Origin of the sequence: Dyella thiooxydans (assembly GCF_001641285.1) — a bacterium.
Classification (GTDB): domain Bacteria; phylum Pseudomonadota; class Gammaproteobacteria; order Xanthomonadales; family Rhodanobacteraceae; genus Dyella_A; species Dyella_A thiooxydans.
Window position 1 is genome coordinate 3,746,643 of the sequence record NZ_CP014841.1, and the last position, 20,802, is coordinate 3,767,444.

A 20,802-nucleotide genomic window follows, 5' to 3' on the forward strand; every position below is an offset into this window, starting at 1 on the left:
TTTGCTGGCGGTCTACGCCATCAGAACTTCACCGTCGCGCGGGCCCAGTAGTAGCGTCCGAGCACGTCGTAGGTGGCGGTGTCCACGTTGTAGTTGGAACCGTTCTGGTACAGCAGCGGCGGTTGCTTGTCGAAGATATTGTCCACGCCGATGTCGAAGCGGGTGTGGATCGACGGCACCGCATAGCCCAGCTGGAACGAGTGGTAGATCACCGAAGCCACCGGGATGTTTACACCGGAAATGGCGGCATCGGCGTTGAGGGCGGTCAGGTGGTTGATGTAGCGCGACTGCCACTGGGCGTTCCAGTTGCCCTTGTCCCAGTTGAGCGTGACCGTGCCGCGCCAGCGCGCGATGTTGCCGAACTGCGGGGTGAACGTCCCGGCGTAGTTGATGGTCCTGGCACCCGGCTGCCCAGGGGTGGCATTGACGTTGTACGTGGAGGTGTAGCTGGTATTCAGTGCCGCCCGGAAGTTGCCCGGGTCGATGCTGCCCAGGTTGAAGTGCGGCAGCTTGTAGCGCAGCGTGTAGTCGATGCCGCTGGTGCTCAGGTTGCCCAGGTTGACCACCGGGGTGTTGATCAGGAACACCTGGCCGGGTTGTCGGCTGGTGTTGTCCTCACGGTGGATGAACGAGCAATACGGGCTGGCGCTGTTGTTGAAGCACGAGCCGACCACCGTATCGGCCTGGATGGCCGTGAGGGTATCGGACAGGTAGATGTGCCAGAAGTCGAGGCTGGTGGACAGGCCCGGCAACCAGTCGGGGTCATAGACCAGGCCCATGTCGATGGACTTGCCCTTTTCCGGCTTCAGCTTGGCACCCACCGTGGCCGCACCGGAATAGAACGTGTTGACCTGCGCCGGCGAGTTGCCTGCCCAGTTCACCGGGACGTACTGGCAGGCCACGGGATGCGCCGCCAGTTCGGCCGCGCTCAGCCCGACGCAAGGGTCGTTGAGGTTCGGCTGGACCAGCGTGCGGCCATCGTAGAGCTCGTTGAGATTGGGCGCGCGGAACACCTGGGACACCGTGCCGCGCACCAGCAGGTCGTCGGTCGGGCGCCATTCGATCGCCACCTTGCCGTTGGTGGTGGTGCCGGTGGTGCTGTAGTTGGAGCTGCGCACGCCCAGGTCGATGTTCAGCGAGCGGGCCCAGGGCTTGTCCGAAAGCAGCGGGATCAGCGTCTCGGCGAAGATTTCCTTGACGTCGAAGCTGCCGCGCCCGGGCGAACCGCAGGCTTCCTGCAGGATCTGGCAGGTGGTCGTGACCGGGTTGAGCACCGCGAAGTCGCTCACGGTGTAGTTCATGAATTGCTTTCGATACAGCGCGCCGACGGACAGCTGCATCGCGCCGGCCGGCAGGTCCCACAGCTCGCCGCTGGCATCGACCTGCGCCTGCTTGGTCGACTGGGTAAACACGTAGATCGGCGTCTTCACGCCCTGGCTCAACAGCGAGCCGACGCTCGGATCGGCCTGGTTGAAGATATTCGCGCCACCGTCGACCGCCGCCTGCAGCGCCGGGATGTCCACCTCGTTGGTGTCCCGCTGGTCGCGCTTGGTATGGCTGTAGTTGATCGAGGCGTCCCAGATCCAGCTGCTCGACTGGCCGAAGGCACCGCGCAGCCCCGCGTTTACCTGTCCGGTATTGGTGGTGTAGCTGTGCACGCGCGTGCCGGCACCGGTCAGGCGGGTCTGGAAGTTGTAGCCGCTGTTCGGGTCGCCGGCGACCGGGTTCTGGCTGAAGGTGATGCCGAACGGATTGATCGGGTTGCTGGAGGAGATGATCAGGCCATCACCGGTGCCCACCGGCGAGGGCGCATCCTGTCCGCTCGACACCGTGTGGTTGTAGAACGCATCGACGAACGCGGTGACGTTGTCGGTGATGTTGAAGCTGCCCAGCACGAAACCGTTGGTGCGCTTCTGAGCGGTCTGGATGTAGTTGAGCGCCGCATAGTTGTAGGTGTCCGAGGCCAGCCGGCAACGGTAGTCGCCCAGTGCCGAGCCATCGCCCGACGCCAGGGTCACCTGGGAGGTGCCCGACGAGTTGACGGCGCAGCCGTACTGGGCGGCGATCGACGCCGGCACCTGGATGCGGCCGGTCGGGATCGAGCTGGAACCCGCCGGCACCACTGCACCGCTGGACAGGTACAACTGCTGCCGGGAGAACCTGCGCCGCGCGGCCAGCGTCTCATCGTACTTGTTGTAGTCCAGACCGGCGGCAATGCTGTACCGGTCGCCCGTGGTGCCTGCGGTCAGGTTGAACCCGTGCCGCTTGGCGTCGCCGTGGCTGGAAATGCCGTCATTGAGGCTGAACTGCGCGCCCTTGTAGTTCTTGCGCAGGATGAAGTTGACGACACCACCGATCGCGTCCGAGCCGTAGACGGTGGACGCACCCTCGGCCAGCACATCGACGCGCTCGATCATGTCCGGCGGGATCAGGTTGATGTCCGGGTTGGACATGCGCTGGCCATCGACCAGCACCAGCGTGCGATTGATCCCCAGGCCGCGCAGCGAGACGCGTGAGGCGCCATCGCCGGCTTCCAGCAGCGGGCTGGCCACGCCGCCACCGTTGCTGTTGTTCTGTGGATTGGTGGCGTTGCCCGAGATGCTCGGCAGCTGCTGCAGCACGTCGCCGAGCACGGGCTTGCCCGAATTGGTGAGGGTCGATCGATCCAGCGTCACGACCGGACTGGCCGTTTCCACGTCGACGCGCTTGATCAGCGAGCCGGTCACCACCACCGACTGCAATGTCTTTGCGTCCTTCTTGGACGGTAGTGCCGTCTGCCCGGTGGGTTCCGGGTTATCCGGCGTCGTGGCCTGTGCCTGCGCCGCTCCAGCCACCGAGAAGATCCCCGCGCACAACGCCAGCCGCACTGCTGAAGACAAGCGATTCAAGTCGTATTTCATGTGTTCTCCCCGGTGAAGTAATCCCTGCCATCCCCCTGCTTTTTCAAGCGTCCCGAGTATGCCAGCAAGAACTGTTCGCCCAACAAGTGCCCGGCGCCTGTCCCGGCGTAGGGCGGCGGAGCATTCAGGTGTCCGTTGCGCAAGAACATGACGGTGTGGGGCCGGCTGTCGGCACGCCAGGCGGACGGCTAGGTCAGGGCGCGGGTCGGTTGAAATCCCCGATGGCCGCGACCAGGTCGGTCACCGCCAGGCGCTCCGCTTCGGTGAGATCGGGGTTCCAGCTGTCCATGATCAGTACCACGCGGGTTTGCCCGCTGCGGTTCCACGCTTCGTGCTCGAAGGTGTCGTCGAAGGTGATACAGCGGCCTTCTTCCCACACATGGGTCTGGCCACCCACGCGCAAGGCGCAATCCGGCGGCACGATCAGCGGGAGATGAGTGACCAGCCGGGTATTGGTCACGCCACGGTGCGGCAGGATGTGGGTGCCGGGGCGCAGCACCGAGTAGAGGGTTTCCGGGGCATGGTCGCGAATCCGCACCAGCGGCAAGGTGTCCAGCAATGCGCTGGTGCGCGGGCAGCGCGCGCAGTTGTCGTCATAGCGCTCGCCGTGCCGGTAGAAGAAGAACGCATCCCAACCGGCCTCTTGCGCGCCGGTGGACTCGAGCAGTCGGGCCGCTTCTGCCTCGGCAGTGGTCGCGCCGAGGAATGGCTCGAGCGGGTCGTCGGCGCCTGCCAGCACGGTGCGCAGTTCCCCGCGGATGGCCTCGACCGCTGCCTCCAGTCGGGCGTGCTCGGGAAAGCGCTCGCGCGGATAGAGCGGCTGGCTGGGTACGCCGGGGAAATACAGGAACAACGGGCGCTGCCGAGGATCGGGCAAAGGGGGCGGCAGTTCGTGCAGGTAGATGGCCAGGCACTGGTCGACCCGGGCCAGCTCCGCGCGTCCGTAGCGCTGGCGCAACGGCTCGATGACCGCATCGAACAACTCTCGGCGCGTGGCGGCGACATGTCGGGCGGCATGTTTCACCGCGTCGCGCAGGCCGGGGGCGGTGGTTTCGTCGCTGAGCCAGCGCCGCTGCGCCTGCGCGGCGTTGATGGCGCCCAGATAAACCATCGCGGCTTCGCGCGATCGTCCCTGTTGCTCGAGCACCACACCCAGGCGCAGTCGCGCCACGAACATGCCTGGTGCCAGCCGCAGTGCCTCCCGCAAGCTGTCCTCGGCGCCACCAGGGTCGCCGGCCAGTACCTGCGCCGCCCCAAGCTGATGGAGGATGGCCGCGTCCCGCGGGTGCGCCAGTCTTGCGGCGCGCAATCGTTCGACCGCACGCGTCACATGGCCCCGCTCGAGTTCGCGTGAGGCCAGGAACTGCAACGCCTCGGCGTCGTCCGGAAGCTGTTCGAGCAGACGCGCGAAGGCCTGTTCGGCAAGTAAGACGTCTCCGCGCTGCAATGCCTCAAGCGCCTGTGCTCGACGGCGCTCGACGGGGTCCTCTGCCTGGTGGTCCATTGGCGTGTTCATGGGGGCAGCGTATCCGACCGGCATGGTTACCGGCCGGCTGACGGAGCTCAGTGCGGATAGCGGCCCTGCAGAAACGCGAAGAACGCGCGCAGGCCCATCGCCTCGCCGCCGCGCGGGCGACCCGGGCGGTCGCCGTCGTTCCAGGCGTAGGTGTCCAGGTGCATCCACGCCTGCGATTCGGGCACGAAGCGCTCCAGGTACAGCGCGGCGGTGATCGCACCGGCATGCCGCGAGGCGCCGGAGTTGGCCATGTCGGCCAGGTAGGAGTCGAGCATCTTGCGGTACGGGCGCCACAGCGGCAGTTGCCACAGCGGATCGGCGGTGCGCTTGCCGGCGGCGAGTACCGCCTCGGCCAGCTCGTCGCGGTTGGCGAACAGGGCCGGCAGGTCCGGGCCCAGCGCCACGCGGGCGGCACCGGTGAGGGTGGCGAAGTCGACGATCAGGTCCGGCTTCTGCTCGCTGGCATAGGCCAGCGCGTCGCACAGGATCAGCCGGCCCTCGGCGTCGGTGTTGTCCACTTCCACGGTGATGCCGGCGCGGGTGGTGATCACCTCGCCCGGACGCATCGCGTTGCCGCTGACCGCGTTCTCCACCGCCGGCACCAGCAGGGTCAGGCGCACCGGCAGCTTCGCGTCCATCACCAGGCCGGCCAGCGCGATGGCGTGCGCCGCGCCGCCCATGTCCTTCTTCATCCAGCGCATGCCGTCGCCGCCCTTGAGGTCCAGGCCGCCGGTGTCGAAGCACACGCCCTTGCCGACGATCACCAGCTTCGGATGGCTCTGCTTGCCCCACGTCAGCTCGATCAGCCGCGGCTCGCGATGGCTGGCGCGGCCCACCGCGTGGATGGTGGGGAAGTTGTGCTTGAGCAGCTCCTGACCGACCCAGTCGCGGACCTTGGCCTTGTGCGCCTTGCCGAGCTTGTGCACGGCGTCCCCCAGTTGCTCGGGCCCCATGTCCTCGGTCGGCGTGTTGACCAGATCGCGCACCAGCGCGGTGGCTTCGACCAGCGGCGCCAGCGCTTCCAGATCCTCGGCCGGCACGGCCAGCGTGGCCGGTGTGCGGCGCGGCTTGCGGTAGCGGGTGAACTGGTAGGCGCCCAGGGCCCAGCCGAGCGCGGCCTGTCGTGCATCCAGCGCTACGCCCTCATCGGCCAGGTGGTAATGGCCGGGCGGCAGCGACATCGGCAGGCCGGCCAGTGCGCCGAGCGGGTCGGCCGGATCCACGCCCACCAGCACCCGCGCCAGCTTGCCGCCGGCATCGGCCAGCAGCACCTGCGCACCGGGGGCGGCTTCGAACGCCCACTCGTCCAGCCAGCGCTTCTGCGCGGCGCTCAGGCGCTTGCGCGCGGCGGCCAGGGTGGCGGGCGTGACGGTTTCGATGGGGAGGCTGCGGCGGTCGCTGCGCTTGCGTTCGATCAGGACGGACATGGTGGCTCCTTGGCGTCGCGCCGCGAGGGCGCGCTGACGGAAACGGTGTCCCTGCATCTCGGGGGCGCGCCGGCGATGCCGGCACGTGCGGGACAGCGCGACATGATGCGCGCTTCGTACCCGTGCTGGCTACGCGTGGGCGTCCAGCCAGTCGGCCAGCGCGGTCATGTCCGGCAGGTCCAGCTCGGGCGGATCGCCGAGTCCGGCCGGCCACGGTTCGCCGCGGCGGTTGATCCACGCCACGCGCAAGCCGGCGGCACGGGCGCCGGCCACGTCCAGCGCCGGGTCGTCGCCGACGTGCAGCACCTCGTGCGGGGCTGCACCCAGCCGTTCCAGCGCAGCGCGGAAGATCGCCGGATCCGGCTTCGGCGCGCCGATCTCCCGCGCGCTCACGTGATGCCGGAAATGCGCGGCAATGCCCACGCGCTCCAGGTCGGCATTGCCGTTGGTGAGTGCGGCCACCGGCAGGCGTTCGGCGATGCGGCGCAATGCCGGCAGGCTGTCCTCGTAAAGCTCCACTGCGTTGCGGGCGGCGAAGTACACCTCCCACAGCGCCTCCACCGGCGCGTCGTCGATGCCGCAGGCGGCGAACGCGTAGCGCATGGTCAGGTGGCGCTGGGTGGTGAAGTCGTGCGCCAGGTCGGTGCGCTCGGCGGCGATGCGGGCGCGCAGCTCGCGCATCGCCGGGATCGGCCAGGCCTCGGCCACCGCCGGATGATGCGTGCGCAGCCACGCGTGCACGTCCTGGTCGGCGCGTTCCAGCGCCGGCCACACCGGCCACAGGGTGTCGTCCAGATCCAGCGTCAGCGCGCGGATCGTCACGCCCGGCATGTTCAGCGCGGGCTGACCACCAGCACCTGGCCCGGCTTCACGCTGTCGCTGCGCAGGTGGTTCCAGCGGCGCAGGTCGGCCACCGTCACCGAGTGCTTGTGGGCGATCGAGGAGAGCGTGTCGCCACGCCCCACCTTGTACGACTTGCCCTTCAGCTGCGGCTGCGAAGCGCTCGCGTCGACCCTGGCGAAGCGCTGGTCGGACGAGGACTCCACCGTGGTCGCCTGGCCGTCCACGCCGGCCAGGCTGGCACGACCGGCTTCGTCGGCCTTCGCCTGGGCGTCGCGGGCGCGGCGCTCTTCCAGCGCCTGGCGCGCGGCGAGCGTGCGCTCGGAGGTCGGCGCACGGGCGGCGCCGGCGGCGTAGGTCGCGCCCGGTGCGGCGATCGGCGTGGCGGTCGGCTGCGCCACGGCGCGCGCACCCACCTCGGCGAGGATCTTGCCGCGGCGCGAGGCATCCATCGAGGCGAGCATCGCCCCATCCTGGTACGGCACCAGGTCGTGGCGACGGATCACCTCGGCGCCCGCGGGAGAGTTGGCGAAGTCGACGAAGGCCTGCGCCTGCGCGGCCTTCGGGCCGGACGAACGGGTGATCAGGTAGAGCGGGGTGTATAGCGGGTAGCTGCCGTTGGCGACGTTGGCGCGGGTCGGCGCGACGCCGTCGATGCGCAGCATCTTCAGCTTCGGGTTGCCGACGACGTTGGACAGCGTGGTCGCGCCCAGGCCCTTGGTGTCCAGCGCGATGCCCTGCTGCAGCGACGTGGTGTTGAGGTACTGGCGCGGCGCGGCCACCGGCTGGTTGCCGCGACCGAACAGCAGGGTGCGCAGGCTGTACTCCACGCCGTCGGCGGGGCTGGCCACCGCGTTCACGTCGATCGGCTCGTTGCGGCCGCCGACCTGGCTCCAGTTGGTGATCTTGCCGTAGTAGATGTCGTGCAGCTGCTTGAGCGTGAGGCTGCTCACCGGGTTGGACGGGTGGGTCACCATCACCAGGGCGTCCCACGCCACCGGCGTGAAGGTCAGGCCGGCCTCGTTCGGATCCATGCTGGCGCCGCGCGCGGCACCGGCGATGTCGGCCGAGCCCAGGCGCACCGCGTCCAGGCCCGAGGCGGTGTTGAACGGCTGCACCGTCACGCTGCCGTGGCCGGCGCGCTGCCAGGCCTTGGCCATGTCGTCCACCACGCCGTGCGCCACGGTGACGTCGCCGCGCCAGATCAGCGCCGGGCCGGCCGCGTGTGACGCGCCGTGATGGCTGGAGGCGTGCTTCGTCCTGGCGACGACGGAGGTGGCGAGGCAGAGGCCGACGAGGGCGACCGGCAGCAAGCGGGCGGGACGGAAGGACATGGCGATGGACAACCTCGAGGACGTGCTTTGGGAAGGCGTCGTGGCACGACGCGGCGACATGCGGTCCGTCGCATGGCGGCAAGGAGGCTATTTCATCGGTCCCCCCGGCAAACATCAAGCGCGTGCGGAGGCTGGCGTTAAGGAAGCGACGCGGCTGTGCGCCGCTTCACTGTGCGTTTGTGCGCCGGTCGTTACGGCAGGGGCCGCGCGACACCATCGCGCGGCCCCTTGCGGTCACTCGATCACCACGTAATGCATACCGTCGTCGTCGGCCACCGCCAGCGCGAGCTGGCGCGGGTGCACGCCGGCCAGTCCCTGCAGCCCGCGCACGCTGGTGATCCGGCGGTTGCCTACGCCGATCACCACGTCGCCCTTCTGCAGGCCGCTGCGCGCGGCGAGACTGCCGGGCCGCACCTCGGTCACGCGCACCCCGGCCAGCCCCTGCGAACGATCGCTCTGGCCGAGATCGCTGAAGTCCACGCCCACCAGCCGCGGGTCCAGCCGCGCCCCGGACAGGGTCGCCAGCTTTTCCGCGGCCAGCGTGGCGCCCACCTCGCGCTCCTTGCCGTCGCGCATCAGTTCCAGCGTCACCCGGCTGCCCAGCGGCAGCAGGCCCTCGCTGTTGCGCAGCTCGTTGCTGTCGTGCAGCGGCTTGCCGTTGAGCGCTGTGATCACGTCGCCGGGCTCGATGCCGGCCGCATCGGCGGTGGACCCTTCGGCCACGCGTGTCACCACCGCGCCCTCGGTGCCGGACACGCCGAGCAGGCGGGCGATGCGCGGGGTGATGTCCTGCGTCTGAAGTCCCAGCGTGCCGCGTTGCACCCGGCCGTGCGCGATCAGCTGCTTCATCACCTCGCCGGAGAGGTTGGTCGGGATGGCGAATCCGATGCCCGCGCTGGCGCCGGACGGCGAGAAGATCATCGAGTTGATGCCCACCAGCTCGCCGCGCAGGTTCACCAGCGCACCGCCGGAGTTGCCCGGGTTGATCGAGGCATCGGTCTGGATGAAGTTCTGGTAGTTGGTGCCGCCCAGGCCCGAGCGGCCCAGCGCCGAGACGATGCCCGAGGTCACCGTCTGGCCCAGCCCGAACGGGTCGCCCACCGCCACCACGAAGTCGCCCACCTGCAGCTTCGCCGAGTCGGCCATCGGCAGCGCCTGCAGGCCGCTGGCGTGGATCTGCACCACCGCGATGTCGGTGTCCGGATCGGTGCCGATCAGCGTGCCCTTGAAGTTGCGGCCATCCTGCAGCGTCACGGTGATGTCGTCGGCGCCGCCGACCACGTGGTTGTTGGTGAGGATGTAGCCCTTGTCCGCATCCACGATCACGCCCGAGCCCAGGCTCTGCTCGGTGCGCTCGCGCGGCACGTCGGGCAGGCCGAAGAACTGGCGGAACAGCGGGTCGCTGAAATACGGGTCGCTGACCTGCACGCGGGTCTTGGTGGAGATATTCACCACCGCCGGCGTCACCTTCTTCAGCATCGGCGCCAGCGACGGCAGCGGCTGGCCGTCGACCGCCGGGGGCAGGGTGGCGCGACTGGCCAGCGGCAAGGCACCCAGCAGCAGGGTGCAGCACAGGACCAGCGCGCGCCCGAGGCGACGATTCGGGAGCTTCATGCATTCCTCCTTCGTGAAGTGGTTCAAGGGGAGGCGGCGCGCATCGCGCGTCGCGAACCGGGGTTCGACTGCCGACGGCGGCGAGGGTTCCGGATCACGCATGTTGTGGACCGCGCGCGCGATTTCCAGCCGGGCCGCGCAACCGCGCGGGCTGGGCCCGGATGCCTGTCGCGACATGCTGCGCTGCGCCGTCGGCGACGCGCGGAAAAGCGCAAAAAATTCTTTACTTCCCGCGCGCTCGGCAGTACGGTCTCCATCCGTTCGCAACCACAACATCTTGTGTGCGCGTCCTGGGGTTTTACCCCAAAGCTGGTGTGGTAATGGTTGTCTCTCGAGGGGGCGGCCGTTGCAGCGAGCGATGCCGCCAGGCGATCTGCCCATGGCCCCTTGGCGGGCCCGATGCAGCACCGGCGAGTCGTTGCGGACGGTCGAGTCGATAAGCAACTACATGCCGTCGTGAGGCGGCATCCGGAGGTCAGTAAACCGATGAGTACCGCTCGCGCGCCAGCAGTGGGTCGCGATGCCGTGCAGATTCCTCTGCAGCCGGCGTCCTACGACATCTGGGACAAGAAGTACCGTTTGAAGAACAAGGCCGGCGAACCGGTCGACGACAGCGTGGACGGCACCTACCGCCGCGTTGCGCGCGCGCTCGCCGAGGTGGAAGCCACGCCGGAACTGCGCGAGCACTGGTACGAGCGCTTCGTGTGGGCGCTGCGCCGGGGCGCGATCCCGGCCGGCCGCATCACCTCCAACGCCGGCGCGCTGGAGCACAAGCCCGCCACCAGCACGATCAACTGCACCGTGTCCGGCACCATCCGCGACTCCATGGACGACATCCTGGAGAAGGTGCACGAGGCCGGTCTCACGCTGAAGGCCGGCTGCGGCATCGGCTACGAGTTCTCCACGCTGCGTCCGCGCGGCGCGTACGTGTCCGGCGCCGGCGCCTACACGTCCGGCCCGCTGTCCTTCATGGATATCTACGACAAGATGTGCTTCACCGTGTCCTCGGCCGGCGGCCGGCGCGGCGCGCAGATGGGCACGTTCGACGTCAGCCATCCGGACGTGAAGGAGTTCATCCGCGCCAAGCGCGAGGATGGCCGCCTGCGCCAGTTCAACCTGTCGCTGCTGGTCACCGGCGGCTTCATGGAAGCGGTCGAGCACGACGAGGACTGGCCGCTGGTGTTCCCGATCCACGTCAAGGAGCAGGGCGACCTCGACCTGGACGACCCGTCCAAGGTCGTCTGGCGCGAGTGGCCCACCCACGACAACTACGTGGAGCGCGAGGACGGCCTGGTCGCCTGCAAGATCTATGGCTCCATCCGTGCCCGCCACCTGTGGGACATGATCATGGTCTCCACGTACGACTACGCGGAGCCCGGGTTCATCCTGATCGACAAGGTCAACGAGATGAACAACAACTGGTGGTGCGAGCACATCCGCGCCACCAACCCGTGCGGCGAGCAGCCGCTGCCGCCGTACGGCTCGTGCCTGCTCGGCTCGGTCAACCTCACCACCTTCGTGCGCGACCCGTTCGGCCCCAAGGCCCGCTTCGACTGGGACGAATACCGCGAAGTGGTGAAGGTGTTCACCCGCATGCTCGACAACGTGGTGGAGATCAACGGCCTGCCGCTGCAGCAGCAGCGTGACGAGATCATGGGCAAGCGCCGCCACGGCATGGGCTTCCTGGGCCTGGGCAGCACCCTGACCATGCTCAAGATGCGCTACGGCTCGGACGACGCGGTCAGCTTCACCGAGGACGTCTCGCGCGAGATGGCCGTGGCCGGCTGGGAGGTCGCGCTCGACCTGGCCCGTGAGAAAGGCCCGGCCCCGATCCTCGCCCGCGAGTTCACCGTCACCGGCGACATGCTGCGCAAGCGCCCGGAAATGGCGGCCGACGGCTACAAGATCGGCGACACCATCACCGGCGCCAAGCTGCACGCCAAGTACAGCCGCTACATGCAGCGCGTCGCCACCGTGGCCCCCAACCTGGTGAAGGAGCTGGCCGAGGTCGGTGCCCGCTTCACCCACCACTCCTCGATCGCGCCCACCGGCACGATCTCGCTGTCGCTGGCCAACAATGCCTCCAACGGCATCGAGCCCAGCTTTGCCCACCACTACTCGCGCAACGTGATCCGTGAGGGCAAGAAGTCCAAGGAAAAGGTGGAGGTGTTCAGCTACGAGCTGCTCGCCTACCGCGAGCTGATCAACGGCAAGGCCATGCCCTACAGCACCGAGGCCGACGCCAAGCTGCCCGACTACTTCGTGGCCGCCGACGACATCAGCCCGAAGGAGCACGTGGACATCCAGGCCGCCTCGCAGAAATGGATCGACTCGTCCATTTCCAAGACCGCCAACGTCCCCACCGATTACCCGTACGAAGACTTCAAGGACATCTACTTCTACGCGTACAAACAGGGCCTCAAGGGCTGCACCACGTTCCGCTTCAACCCGGCCGCTTTCCAGGGCGTGCTGGTGAAGGAAGCCGACCTTGAGAACACCCTCTACCGCTTCGAATTGGAAGACGGTAGCGTTGTCGAACTGAAAGGCAATGAGCAGGTGGAGTACGACGGTGAAATGCACACCGCGGCAAACCTCTTCGATGCCTTGAAGGAAGGCTATTACGGCAAGTTCTGAGTGCTCGGACCAGGCTCGGCGCACCGGTTGTAGTCTTGTCCGTGGCGACTTCCGCCACGGACGCACGGCAAGCACCAATAACAGTCGGAGGGGAACCCCAGCATGTCCATCGATACCGAAGTGAAAGACGTACCGGCCGCCGACGCGGCTCCCGCCGCCGAAGCCGCCGCGCCGGTGGTGACTGCGGCGCCGAAGAAGGCTCCGGGCAAGAAGAAGCCCGCCAAGAAGGCCGCCGCCAAGAAGGCGGCTCCGAAGAAGGCAGCCAAGAAGGCCGCCGCCAAGAAGGCTGCACCGAAGAAAGCCGCTGCCAAGAAAGCCGCCAAGAAGGCGGTGAAGAAGGCCGCTCCGAAGAAGGCCGCCGCCAAGAAGACCGCCAAGAAGGCGGTGAAGAAGGCTGCGCCGAAGAAGGCCGCCAAGAAGGCGGTGAAGAAGGCCGCCCCGAAGAAGGCGGCCAAGAAGGTCGCCAAGAAGGCGGCTCCGAAGAAGGCTGCAAAGAAGGTCAGCAGCAAGAAAGCGGTGAAGAAAGCCGCTCCCAAGAAGACGGCCAAGAAGGCCGCCGTGAAAAAGGCCGCCCCCAAGGCAGCCAAGAGGTCCACTGCCAGCAAGAAGGCGAGCGTGAAGGTGGCGAAGGCCAAGAAGCCCGCTGCCAAGAAGGCCGCCCGCAAGAAGTAAGTCGTGAACGCAGCCGGCCCGGTCCGCCGGGCCGGCTGTCTTTTCTCCACGGGAGAGAAGGCTGGGCATCGCCCATCCATCCCGCCGCCTCCTGATCGTCATTCCGGCGGATCCCGAGAAGGGGACAAGTGCCGGAATCCAGCGTCTTCAGGGGCCGGACACCCGGCATCTCCCAGCGCCGCGCGCCGACTTATCCGCCAACCATCCAGACAAGAAGCACACACCATGGCGATGAAGATCGAAAAGAAAATCAAGGGCTACGCCGTCGTCAAGCCCGAAGACAAGGCCGCGCCGGCCGCTGCCTCCGCTCCCGCCGCGCCCGAGAAGAAAGAGGCGCCCAAGGCGGAAGTCATCCAGATGCACGAGAGCGTCGAGCGCCCCGAGCAGCTCGTCGGTGAAACCTACAAGATCAAGTCGCCGCTGTTCGAGCACGCGCTGTACGTCACCATCAACGACATCGTGCTCAACGCCGGCACCCCGCACGAGCAGCGCCGCCCCTTCGAGATCTTCATCAACTCGAAGAACATGGACCACTTCCAGTGGATCGTGGCGCTCACCCGCATCATCTCCGCCGTGTTCCGCAAGGGTGGCGACGTGACCTTCCTGGCCGAGGAGATGAAGGCTGTGTTCGACCCGCGCGGCGGCTACTTCAAGGCCGGCGGCGTCTACATGCCCTCCATCGTGGCCGAGATCGGCGCGGTGATCGAGCAGCACATGAAGCACATCGGCCTGATCGTCGATCCGGAGATGGACGAGTCCACCCGCCGGCTGATCGCCGAGAAGCGCGCCGCCTACGAGCAGGCCACCGTAGGAGCGCACCCTGTGCGCGACACCAGCGACGATAACGCCGCCAAGCCCGATACCAACGCCAACGGCTTCCCGCCCGGCGCCACGATGTGCGCCAAGTGCAATACCCAGGCGCTGGTGCTGATGGACGGGTGCCAGACTTGTTTGAATTGTGGGTATTCGAAGTGCGGGTGATTTGATGTCCGAGGGAAGGGATGCGCGTCGAATCAATTACAATAAAAAAATTCAAGGCGATTGATCAGCTTAAGCTGGATCTGAAGCGGATCAACGTGCTGGCTGGCGGTAATAACGCTGGTAAGAGCTGTGCACTTCAGGCGATACACGTGGCAGTCGCTCTTGCGCAGACGGCCAAGGCGGAGGGTGCGGCTAACTTCGCACCCGAAAAGCTCCGTTATGCTCCGACAGATTTGTTTATCGATCTGAAGCATAGAGAAAGGCTGTCAGAAGGTGGCGCACCCGTCGCTATAGAATTTGTCGTTGATGACGCGGGTAGCAAGCGATCATTCAATGTGACACTTAGGCGTGGACGCAATAGCACAATAAGCACGGTTAGCCCGCGAGATCTCTCATTCGGTTTAGGGGCCGCTCTGGCTAGCTCCGAGCGTCCGTTTAGCGTTTATGTACCCGGGCTGGCTGGAATACCCAGTCGCGAAACTTATCAAGGGCGGCTAGTTGTCGACCGCGGCGCGGTTCGTGGCGACGCGAATCTTTACCTGCGCAACGTTCTTTACAGGCTCTTTCGTGATCCAGTAAAGAAGGCCAGATTCGAGGAGCGGCTCGGCAAACTGTTTCCTGGCTTGCAAATTATCGCGTCCAAATTCGACGAAAACCGTCACGAACACATTCCAATTGACTATATCCGGCACGGAGTCCAAAGGCCGATTGATATGGTCGGCACCGGCACGCTCCAGGCGATTCAAATTCTCGGCTACGTAAGCTTTTATCAGCCGGCGCTATTGCTACTCGATGAGCCGGACGCCCACTTGCACCCGGACAATCAAATCAAGCTCGTTCAAGCCCTTGATCTCCTTTCTAACGAAGATGGCTTGCAGATAGTTCTGGCAACGCACTCAAGGCACCTATTGCAAGCGGTTCGTGAAACGGGTGATGTTGCATCTTTTCACTTGAAATCGGGCGCGCTTGTTGGCTCCGATCCAGACATGTCTGAGCTCTTGGTCGACTTGGGTGCCATAGACAAGTACGACGTACTCAGTCTCAGAGACAAGGACTGGCTTATCTTGGGCGAGGATAAGAATGTCGAGTCCGAGGTGGATCACCCATTGCGCTTACTTGTTAGGGGCGCTGGAATAGATGACGGCCGTGCCCTATTTATGAGCTTCAAAGGCTGCACGGAAATTCGTTCAATCGCTTTGCTTGCTACGTTTTGCGCAACCCATCACCCGGCCGTAAAAATTCTTGCCCACAGAGATGCTGATTTTCTCTCGATGGGTGAGGCGCAGGGCGTGTCCTAGATTTTGTGTAACCGGGTCCCAGGCAGGACACTGCCGCCAGACCCGGAGAGACCATGAGTCCACGCAAACACGAGGTGCCCGACGAGCTGCTTAGCAGCCTGTTGGCGAACTACAAGAAGCCCGAAGACCTGATCGGCGAGAACGGCCTGCTCAAGCAGCTGACCAAGCTGCTGGTCGAGAAGGCGCTGGATGCGGAGATGACCGAGCACCTCGGTCACGATAAGCACGAGCCGGTGGCCAACCCGGCCGGCAACACCCGCAACGGCCGCAGCCGCAAGACGCTCAAGGGCGAGTTCGGCGAGCTGCCGATCGAGATCCCGCGCGACCGGCACGGCAGCTTCGAGCCGAAGCTGATTCCCAAGCACCAGACTCGCTGGAGCGGCTTCGACGACAAGATCCTGTCGCTCTACGCCCGCGGCATGACGGTGCGCGAGATCCAGGCGCACCTGGAAGAGATGTATGGCACGGAGGTCTCGCCGAGCCTGATCTCCTCGGTCACCGATGCAGTGATCGACGAGGTGAAGGCCTGGCAAGGCCGGCCGCTCGATCCGGTGTATCCGATCGTCTACCTGGACTGCATCCATGTGAAGGTGCGCGAGGGCGCGGTGCGGGTGAAGGCGGTCTACCTGGCCATTGGCATCACCATGGCCGGCGAGAAGGAGGTCCTTGGGCTGTGGCTGGCGCAGACCGAGGGCGCCAAGTTCTGGCTGCAGGTGGTGACCGAGCTGCGCAACCGCGGGGTGCAGGACATCTTCATCGCCTGCGTCGACGGCCTGAAGGGTTTCCCCGAAGCGATCGAGACCGTATTCCCGCACACGACGGTGCAGTTGTGCCTCGTACACATGGTGCGGCACAGCCTGAACTACGTGTCGTGGAAGCGACGGCCGGAGGTGGCCGCCGACCTCAAGCGCATCTACACCTGTGCCACCGCCGAGGAGGCCGAGCAGCGGCTCGCCGAGTTCGAGGCCCGCTGGGACAAGGAATACCTGCCGATCGGGCAGTCCTGGCGACGCAACTGGCCGCGCCTGATCCCGTTCTTCGACTACCCGCCAGAGATCCGCAAGGTGATCTACACGACCAACGCCATCGAGTCGGTGAACATGAGCCTGCGCAAGCTGACCAAGCACCGCGGGGCCTTCCCGAGCGACGAGGCACTGGTGAAGCTGTTCTATCTGGCCCTGCGCAACATCAGCAAGAAATGGACGCTGCCGATCCGTGATTGGAAGGCCGCGCTCAACCGCTTTACGATCCAGTTCGAGGAACGACTCCCTCAGCTGTAACTCGAATCCCGGTTACACAAAATTCTGCACACGCTCGACCCGCAGTCAGCACGGAGCGAACTCATCATGGCCGATGAACCCCTGATGGCGCGCCACCGCGCCGCACCTGATATCGGAGAGAAGCGCGCGGGGAAATACGGGGTCCCTGCTCTGGTGTTGTTCCTGCTGACGCTGCTATTCGGCCTTCCCTGGCTTAGCGCGCGGGTGGGCGGCTATACGGTCATGCACGGGCCGTTCTATCCGGCATGGGTTCCGAATGTCGCGGTATTGGGCACCGCGCTCTCCCATGTCGCGCTCGCTCTGGGCGGTGTCGGACTGCTCTGCGCGCTGGTGTGGCGGTCGTCGGCGAGCTGGGGTGGTCGGGCTGCGCCCGGCTGGGTGCTGCTGACCTACGCCGGCTTGCTGGTGTCCGGTGTAGTGGTCCGGCTGGAGACGACGGTCCTGACGCGGATGGTGCATGCCCGCGACGACCAGCGGGTAAGGCAGTTGTACGAGGCTGTCCGAAGCGGCATGACCGTGGCCGAGCTTGCGAAGCTGGCGCAGACGTTCTCACAGGACATCCGCCCGCAGTACATACGTTTCCCGGACGCCCGTTACGCCATGCTGGAGCCTCCACCGGGAGCAACTGCGTGTGGCGTGGAGTTCTCGGTGCCTGGCCGCTTTTCCGGCACGCGCATGATTGCGGAGGTGACGGCCTGCGGGGTGGCTCCTGACGCCAGCGTCCTGCGGGCGCATCTGATTGACCACAAGCGGCAGGTCGCCGAGACAGAGGGCCGCTTCGACTCGTCTCGGCCGTACCGATAGGAACGAAGCAGGGGAGTGTACTTTTCGTAAAGCCGATTCCGGCTCCTGCTCTTTGCCGGGTGGTTCTTTCCACGGATGGAGATGCATGTGAAGGTGATACGGATACTGGCGTGCCTGGTGGTGGTGTCTGCGGTCCCTCGGGCGGCCTCGGCGGCTGATCGGCACCTGGCGAGGCTGCTCGCGAGCAACCTGAGCTCGCACTACCAGTCGCCCGTCAGGGTCGGGGCCTCGGTGCGATTCGCCTGCGCTGGCGTGCAAGGGCGCTACATGTGGGAACAGTCGGGCGACGAGGTGACCGGCTATTTCCACGTCAGGCTCACTCACGTCGAGGTGAACGGGGGTTCCTTGCCGGCCTCCGCGCTGGCCAGGATCAACGGCGTGCTCGCGGGGCCGGCCATGTTGCGATCCAGTTTTGTGAGCTGCAGCGGGCAGTACGTAAATCTCCAGATCGACCTGCATCGGATGACATCGAAACCGACGGCGCCGATAAGGACCGCCGAAGCCTCATACGTAGTCGAGATGAAGGGTGACGACCTGCTCGACGTCAGGACGCTCACCGGCATCTGAACGTGGCGGCTCGTCCATCAAGGAGGGCGCGCGTCGCTGCGAGGCGGACGTCGCCCTCGATCTTCCACCGCCGGCCCCGATGTGCCCCCCGAGTGGCGACACGGTCGGATCCGGCGCCTCTTGAGATCTTCCTGTGTCCGTCGTGACTCCCGGCGTCTCCCGGTTCGTTCGTCCATGGTCCGCTTTCCCGGCGTGTTTCCTGACCTTGCTGCTCTCTGCGCAAACGGCTCTTGGCGCGGGGGCGGGGCAGAGCGCGCCACCCTCGGCCGCATCCGTCGTGGGGGTGACCAGGGCGCTCGACGCTTTCATGAAGCTGCCTGCGGATGTGCGCGAGGATTGCGTGGCATCCGGCTTCGGGCTGATGACCCTCACCCTGGACTACTCGAGGATCGTCGACGCCAGCACGCGCGACGATTCGGCCCGGGCGATCCTCGATGCGCGTAGGAAGCTGCACGCCAAACGTCTGCAGAACGACTTCCAGACCATTACCGCCGAGGTGAGTCGTCACGGCGGCGATGCGTTGAAGGACGACGCCACCATGAATGCCGCGCTGGCCGATGTGGACGCTTGGCAACGGGCTACCTGCCCGCGCCCGCCCAGGCGGCAGGGTGGCCGGAAATAGCGGGGCGAGCCAAGAGAGGGGCGGGTTCGAGTTTCCGGGAAGCCGGACGCCCAAGCGGGCAGGAAGCAAGCCTGCCCTCCTGTCCTGACCTCCCCTCATCGCGCCTTGCAGCCACTCCCCTCGAAACGCGCGTTGGCGATGTGCCGGTCGCGCGAGAGTTCGAAGTAGGTGGTGCAACTGGTCAACACGTAGGTGCCGTTGCGCGTGGTGGCCGTCGACGGAAGGTAGTCCATCCCCCCGACCGCAGCGTTGGTGGTGGAGGTGGGTGCCGACGTGAAGCCGCCACGGCGGGTGTAGATGTATTCGAGGTCGCCGTCCGGCGCCGTGACCTCGCCGTTGGGGTAGCCCCAGCGCTGCACCAGCGTTTCCGCCGGGACACCGATCCAGCCGTCCAGCTGTCGCCGGTATTTCGCTTCGGTGGCGCAGCCGCCGAGGAGGAGGGCGGCATTTGCCGCGATCACGATCCATGATGCCTTCATGCGTTCCCTTGTCGATGGCTGCGGCGGAGCTGTGCGGCACCCCGGCGGCAGCGTGCTACCAAGCGGGAAAAAAGGGAACACCGACATGGGGCGTGTCGCCGCGATCCGGAAAGTGGTTTGCTCGTACCTGCACGGACGATCATGGATCGTTGCGCCGAAAGCGCGCGCTGTTGCGAAATGCGCGGGTCTGCTCCGCGTAGGGCTACGTTCCGCATGGATGACGGGGGTGGGGCTTTTTGATGATTCTCCCCCTCGATGGGTGGATGGGCCGCGTCGCAGGCGCCATGCCCTGTGGTGGGTGCCAATTCAGCGTTCGGAGGCTGGCGGATCCTTTCCGGCGGCCGAGGGCGGAGGTTCCCGGCGACGCGGCAGAAAGGCCGCTTCAAGGGAGAGCTCGATTCGGCCTGGTCGCTTAGGACGTTCCAGACAGGTCGGCGCCAGGTGCACTTCCCGGTCCCGCATCACTGGCCTATATTTCCCCGCCGCCGCCGTCTTCACCCGGCTGCGGCGTCACCTCCTCGACTCCCCTCGGAGCGGGTTGTCTGCCATGGGTATTTCGAGCATCTACGGCACCCAGCGGCCCTCTCCGGGGGGCCTGGCCGCGCTTCGGCGCGCGCAGCCCGGGAATGCGTCCGGCACCTCGACTTCTGCCCCCGCGACGGCCATTTCGCGCCTCCCGGCCGCGGACGCGAGCCAGTGGACGGCCGCGATCGGGGCGGCCATGGCGCAACTGGGGCTGGCCGTTTCGCCGGGCCAGGTACCGGCCCCCGCCACGGGCACCGCATCGGCGCAGGGTGATGGATCGACGGCCAGCCGGCGCGGTGCGCAGCAGGTGCAGCAGTACCGGAGTATCGCCTCGACCTCCTCGCGCCTGGTGCAGGCGCTGGACGCCAGCGCATCCGGTGCTTCGGCCGCCGCCGGGCTGACCGCGGCCTTGCAGGGTCTTTGGACGTCGCTGGGCGCGAGCCCGGAAGGCGCCGGCTCCGCCAATCCGGCCGTCCCGCACCTGCCGACGTTCCTGCAATCGCTGGCGAGCCACGTCGGCGAGAGCGGCATATCCGGCTTGCGCGGAGTGTTTGTCGACGCGGTGGCCTGAGAGCTGGGTCGATCGACGTGCACCACCCGGCCCGGCGTGGAGCGCGACGGGCGGCTAGAGATAGCCGAGCCGGATCAGCGTGAAGGCACTCATGTCGGCACAGGCGTGGAAGCCGATCAGGTACCAGAGGTTGTCGGGCCGGCGCTGCCGCAGCGCAGCGGCGATCAGCGCGAAGACCAGCGCGTTGGCCACGCCGAACGCGCCGAGCTGCAGGTGATAGAGCGCGAACAGCAGCGCGGTGAGTGCCGCCGCCACGACCGTGCGTGTGCGATGCGCCGGCAGATGCCGCAGCAGCATGGTCTGCAGGAAGCCGCGGAACACCAGTTCCTCGTAGAACCCACCGATCACCCACGCCAGCAGCAGCGCCAGCAGATAGCCACCGGGGCTGCGACGCACGAAGTCGAAGTCGCTCAGGTCCGGGTACTCACCGAGCAGGCGGGCCAACAGCGGACCGATGACGCTGTAGTTGAGCGCCGCATACGCCACGCCGAGCAGGCCACCGAGCAGCAGCGGCAGCGCTTTGCGCGCACGCCAGCGAAAGCCGACTGCGGAAAAGTCCAGCCGCTGCCAGCGCAGCATGGCCCCGCACAGCCCCAGCCCGAACACGGGGTAGAGCAGCATCGGCACGCCGAGATGCGGCGCCAGCAGCACGGCCGCCGTGCCGAGCGTCAGCAGTGCGGCCTGCCGGTGTCGGGCGTGCGGCGGCGGCGGAGTCGTCACCCGCATCGGTAATCAGTC

At 66.5% G+C, this 20,802-nt stretch carries 17 protein-coding genes; 9 read left to right on the plus strand and 8 right to left on the minus strand.

Going from position 1 to position 20,802, the window contains the following annotated elements; translation table 11 throughout:
• Positions 1–20 precede the first annotated feature (20 nt).
• The 6 genes from ATSB10_RS16830 to ATSB10_RS16855 form a co-directional block, all read right to left on the minus strand.
• The gene (locus ATSB10_RS16830) at positions 21–2,900 is read right to left on the minus strand and encodes a TonB-dependent receptor domain-containing protein (protein ID WP_063673875.1); all 2,880 of its coding nucleotides are present in this window, start codon (positions 2,898–2,900) and stop codon (positions 21–23) included.
• A 193-nt stretch (positions 2,901–3,093) separates the two neighbouring features.
• On the minus strand, positions 3,094–4,416 hold the full coding sequence (locus tag ATSB10_RS16835) for an aspartyl/asparaginyl beta-hydroxylase domain-containing protein (RefSeq protein ID WP_236886447.1): 1,323 nt from the start codon (positions 4,414–4,416) through the stop codon (positions 3,094–3,096).
• Positions 4,417–4,463: 47 nt separating this feature from the next.
• The gene (locus tag ATSB10_RS16840) at positions 4,464–5,843 is read right to left on the minus strand and encodes a leucyl aminopeptidase family protein (RefSeq protein ID WP_063673877.1); all 1,380 of its coding nucleotides are present in this window, start codon (positions 5,841–5,843) and stop codon (positions 4,464–4,466) included.
• Between the two features lie 129 nt (positions 5,844–5,972).
• Positions 5,973–6,665 (minus strand): HAD family hydrolase, encoded by a 693-nt coding sequence (locus tag ATSB10_RS16845; protein WP_083966355.1) that lies wholly within the window; start codon positions 6,663–6,665, stop codon positions 5,973–5,975.
• 11 nt (positions 6,666–6,676) lie between these two features.
• Positions 6,677–8,017, minus strand: coding sequence for a LysM peptidoglycan-binding domain-containing protein (locus ATSB10_RS16850; RefSeq protein WP_063673879.1), 1,341 nt, complete (start codon positions 8,015–8,017; stop codon positions 6,677–6,679).
• Between the two features lie 234 nt (positions 8,018–8,251).
• A complete protein-coding gene (locus ATSB10_RS16855; protein ID WP_063673880.1) occupies positions 8,252–9,631 on the minus strand; it encodes a DegQ family serine endoprotease in 1,380 nt (459 codons plus the stop codon).
• Positions 9,632–10,117: 486 nt separating this feature from the next.
• Here ATSB10_RS16855 and ATSB10_RS16860 point away from each other — a divergent pair, with 486 nt between their 5' ends.
• The 8 genes from ATSB10_RS16860 (at position 10,118) to ATSB10_RS19500 (ending at position 18,489) form a co-directional block, all read left to right on the plus strand.
• Entirely contained in the window at positions 10,118–12,265 is a 2,148-nt protein-coding gene (locus ATSB10_RS16860) for an adenosylcobalamin-dependent ribonucleoside-diphosphate reductase (RefSeq protein WP_063673881.1), read from the plus strand.
• A gap of 102 nt (positions 12,266–12,367) precedes the next feature.
• Positions 12,368–12,937, plus strand: a complete 570-nt coding sequence (locus ATSB10_RS19495; RefSeq protein WP_063673882.1) for a hypothetical protein — start codon at positions 12,368–12,370, stop codon at positions 12,935–12,937.
• 225 nt (positions 12,938–13,162) lie between these two features.
• Positions 13,163–13,918, plus strand: coding sequence for a TSCPD domain-containing protein (locus ATSB10_RS16870; RefSeq protein WP_063673883.1), 756 nt, complete (start codon positions 13,163–13,165; stop codon positions 13,916–13,918).
• A gap of 20 nt (positions 13,919–13,938) precedes the next feature.
• Complete coding sequence (locus ATSB10_RS19095; protein WP_083966273.1) at positions 13,939–15,216, plus strand: AAA family ATPase; 1,278 nt, start codon at positions 13,939–13,941, stop codon at positions 15,214–15,216.
• 53 nt (positions 15,217–15,269) lie between these two features.
• Positions 15,270–16,496 carry an IS256 family transposase gene (locus ATSB10_RS16880; RefSeq protein WP_063670059.1) on the plus strand — a complete coding sequence of 409 codons (1,227 nt, stop codon included), beginning with the start codon at positions 15,270–15,272 and terminating at the stop codon, positions 16,494–16,496.
• Positions 16,497–16,562: 66 nt separating this feature from the next.
• Positions 16,563–17,300, plus strand: a complete 738-nt coding sequence (locus ATSB10_RS16885; RefSeq protein WP_063673885.1) for a hypothetical protein — start codon at positions 16,563–16,565, stop codon at positions 17,298–17,300.
• A gap of 81 nt (positions 17,301–17,381) precedes the next feature.
• Positions 17,382–17,867 carry a hypothetical protein gene (locus ATSB10_RS16890; RefSeq protein ID WP_063673886.1) on the plus strand — a complete coding sequence of 162 codons (486 nt, stop codon included), beginning with the start codon at positions 17,382–17,384 and terminating at the stop codon, positions 17,865–17,867.
• 307 nt (positions 17,868–18,174) lie between these two features.
• A complete protein-coding gene (locus ATSB10_RS19500; protein WP_157469337.1) occupies positions 18,175–18,489 on the plus strand; it encodes a hypothetical protein in 315 nt (104 codons plus the stop codon).
• A 95-nt stretch (positions 18,490–18,584) separates the two neighbouring features.
• On the opposite strand, the gene ATSB10_RS16900 is transcribed toward ATSB10_RS19500, so the two are convergent.
• On the minus strand, positions 18,585–18,968 hold the full coding sequence (locus ATSB10_RS16900) for a hypothetical protein (protein WP_063673888.1): 384 nt from the start codon (positions 18,966–18,968) through the stop codon (positions 18,585–18,587).
• A gap of 547 nt (positions 18,969–19,515) precedes the next feature.
• Here ATSB10_RS16900 and ATSB10_RS16905 point away from each other — a divergent pair.
• Positions 19,516–20,064 (plus strand): hypothetical protein, encoded by a 549-nt coding sequence (locus tag ATSB10_RS16905; RefSeq protein WP_063673889.1) that lies wholly within the window; start codon positions 19,516–19,518, stop codon positions 20,062–20,064.
• A gap of 54 nt (positions 20,065–20,118) precedes the next feature.
• Here the strand turns inward: ATSB10_RS16905 and ATSB10_RS16910 are convergent, their stop codons facing one another.
• On the minus strand, positions 20,119–20,790 hold the full coding sequence (locus ATSB10_RS16910) for a CPBP family intramembrane glutamic endopeptidase (protein WP_063673890.1): 672 nt from the start codon (positions 20,788–20,790) through the stop codon (positions 20,119–20,121).
• Positions 20,791–20,802: the final 12 nt, after the last annotated feature.

Coding starts and splice junctions, on each gene's coding strand:
- ATSB10_RS16905 (WP_063673889.1), top strand. CDS start 19,516: ATGGGTATTTCGAGCATCTACGGCACCCAGCGGCCCTCTCCGGGGGGC.
- ATSB10_RS16910 (WP_063673890.1), bottom strand. CDS start 20,790: ATGCGGGTGACGACTCCGCCGCCGCCGCACGCCCGACACCGGCAGGCC.
- ATSB10_RS16860 (WP_063673881.1), top strand. CDS start 10,118: ATGAGTACCGCTCGCGCGCCAGCAGTGGGTCGCGATGCCGTGCAGATT.
- ATSB10_RS19500 (WP_157469337.1), top strand. CDS start 18,175: ATGAAGCTGCCTGCGGATGTGCGCGAGGATTGCGTGGCATCCGGCTTC.
- ATSB10_RS16870 (WP_063673883.1), top strand. CDS start 13,163: ATGGCGATGAAGATCGAAAAGAAAATCAAGGGCTACGCCGTCGTCAAG.
- ATSB10_RS16880 (WP_063670059.1), top strand. CDS start 15,270: ATGAGTCCACGCAAACACGAGGTGCCCGACGAGCTGCTTAGCAGCCTG.
- ATSB10_RS16840 (WP_063673877.1), bottom strand. CDS start 5,843: ATGTCCGTCCTGATCGAACGCAAGCGCAGCGACCGCCGCAGCCTCCCC.
- ATSB10_RS16835 (WP_236886447.1), bottom strand. CDS start 4,416: ATGAACACGCCAATGGACCACCAGGCAGAGGACCCCGTCGAGCGCCGT.
- ATSB10_RS19095 (WP_083966273.1), top strand. CDS start 13,939: ATGCGCGTCGAATCAATTACAATAAAAAAATTCAAGGCGATTGATCAG.
- ATSB10_RS16850 (WP_063673879.1), bottom strand. CDS start 8,017: ATGTCCTTCCGTCCCGCCCGCTTGCTGCCGGTCGCCCTCGTCGGCCTC.
- ATSB10_RS19495 (WP_063673882.1), top strand. CDS start 12,368: ATGTCCATCGATACCGAAGTGAAAGACGTACCGGCCGCCGACGCGGCT.
- ATSB10_RS16830 (WP_063673875.1), bottom strand. CDS start 2,900: ATGAAATACGACTTGAATCGCTTGTCTTCAGCAGTGCGGCTGGCGTTG.
- ATSB10_RS16885 (WP_063673885.1), top strand. CDS start 16,563: ATGGCCGATGAACCCCTGATGGCGCGCCACCGCGCCGCACCTGATATC.
- ATSB10_RS16890 (WP_063673886.1), top strand. CDS start 17,382: ATGCATGTGAAGGTGATACGGATACTGGCGTGCCTGGTGGTGGTGTCT.
- ATSB10_RS16855 (WP_063673880.1), bottom strand. CDS start 9,631: ATGAAGCTCCCGAATCGTCGCCTCGGGCGCGCGCTGGTCCTGTGCTGC.
- ATSB10_RS16900 (WP_063673888.1), bottom strand. CDS start 18,968: ATGAAGGCATCATGGATCGTGATCGCGGCAAATGCCGCCCTCCTCCTC.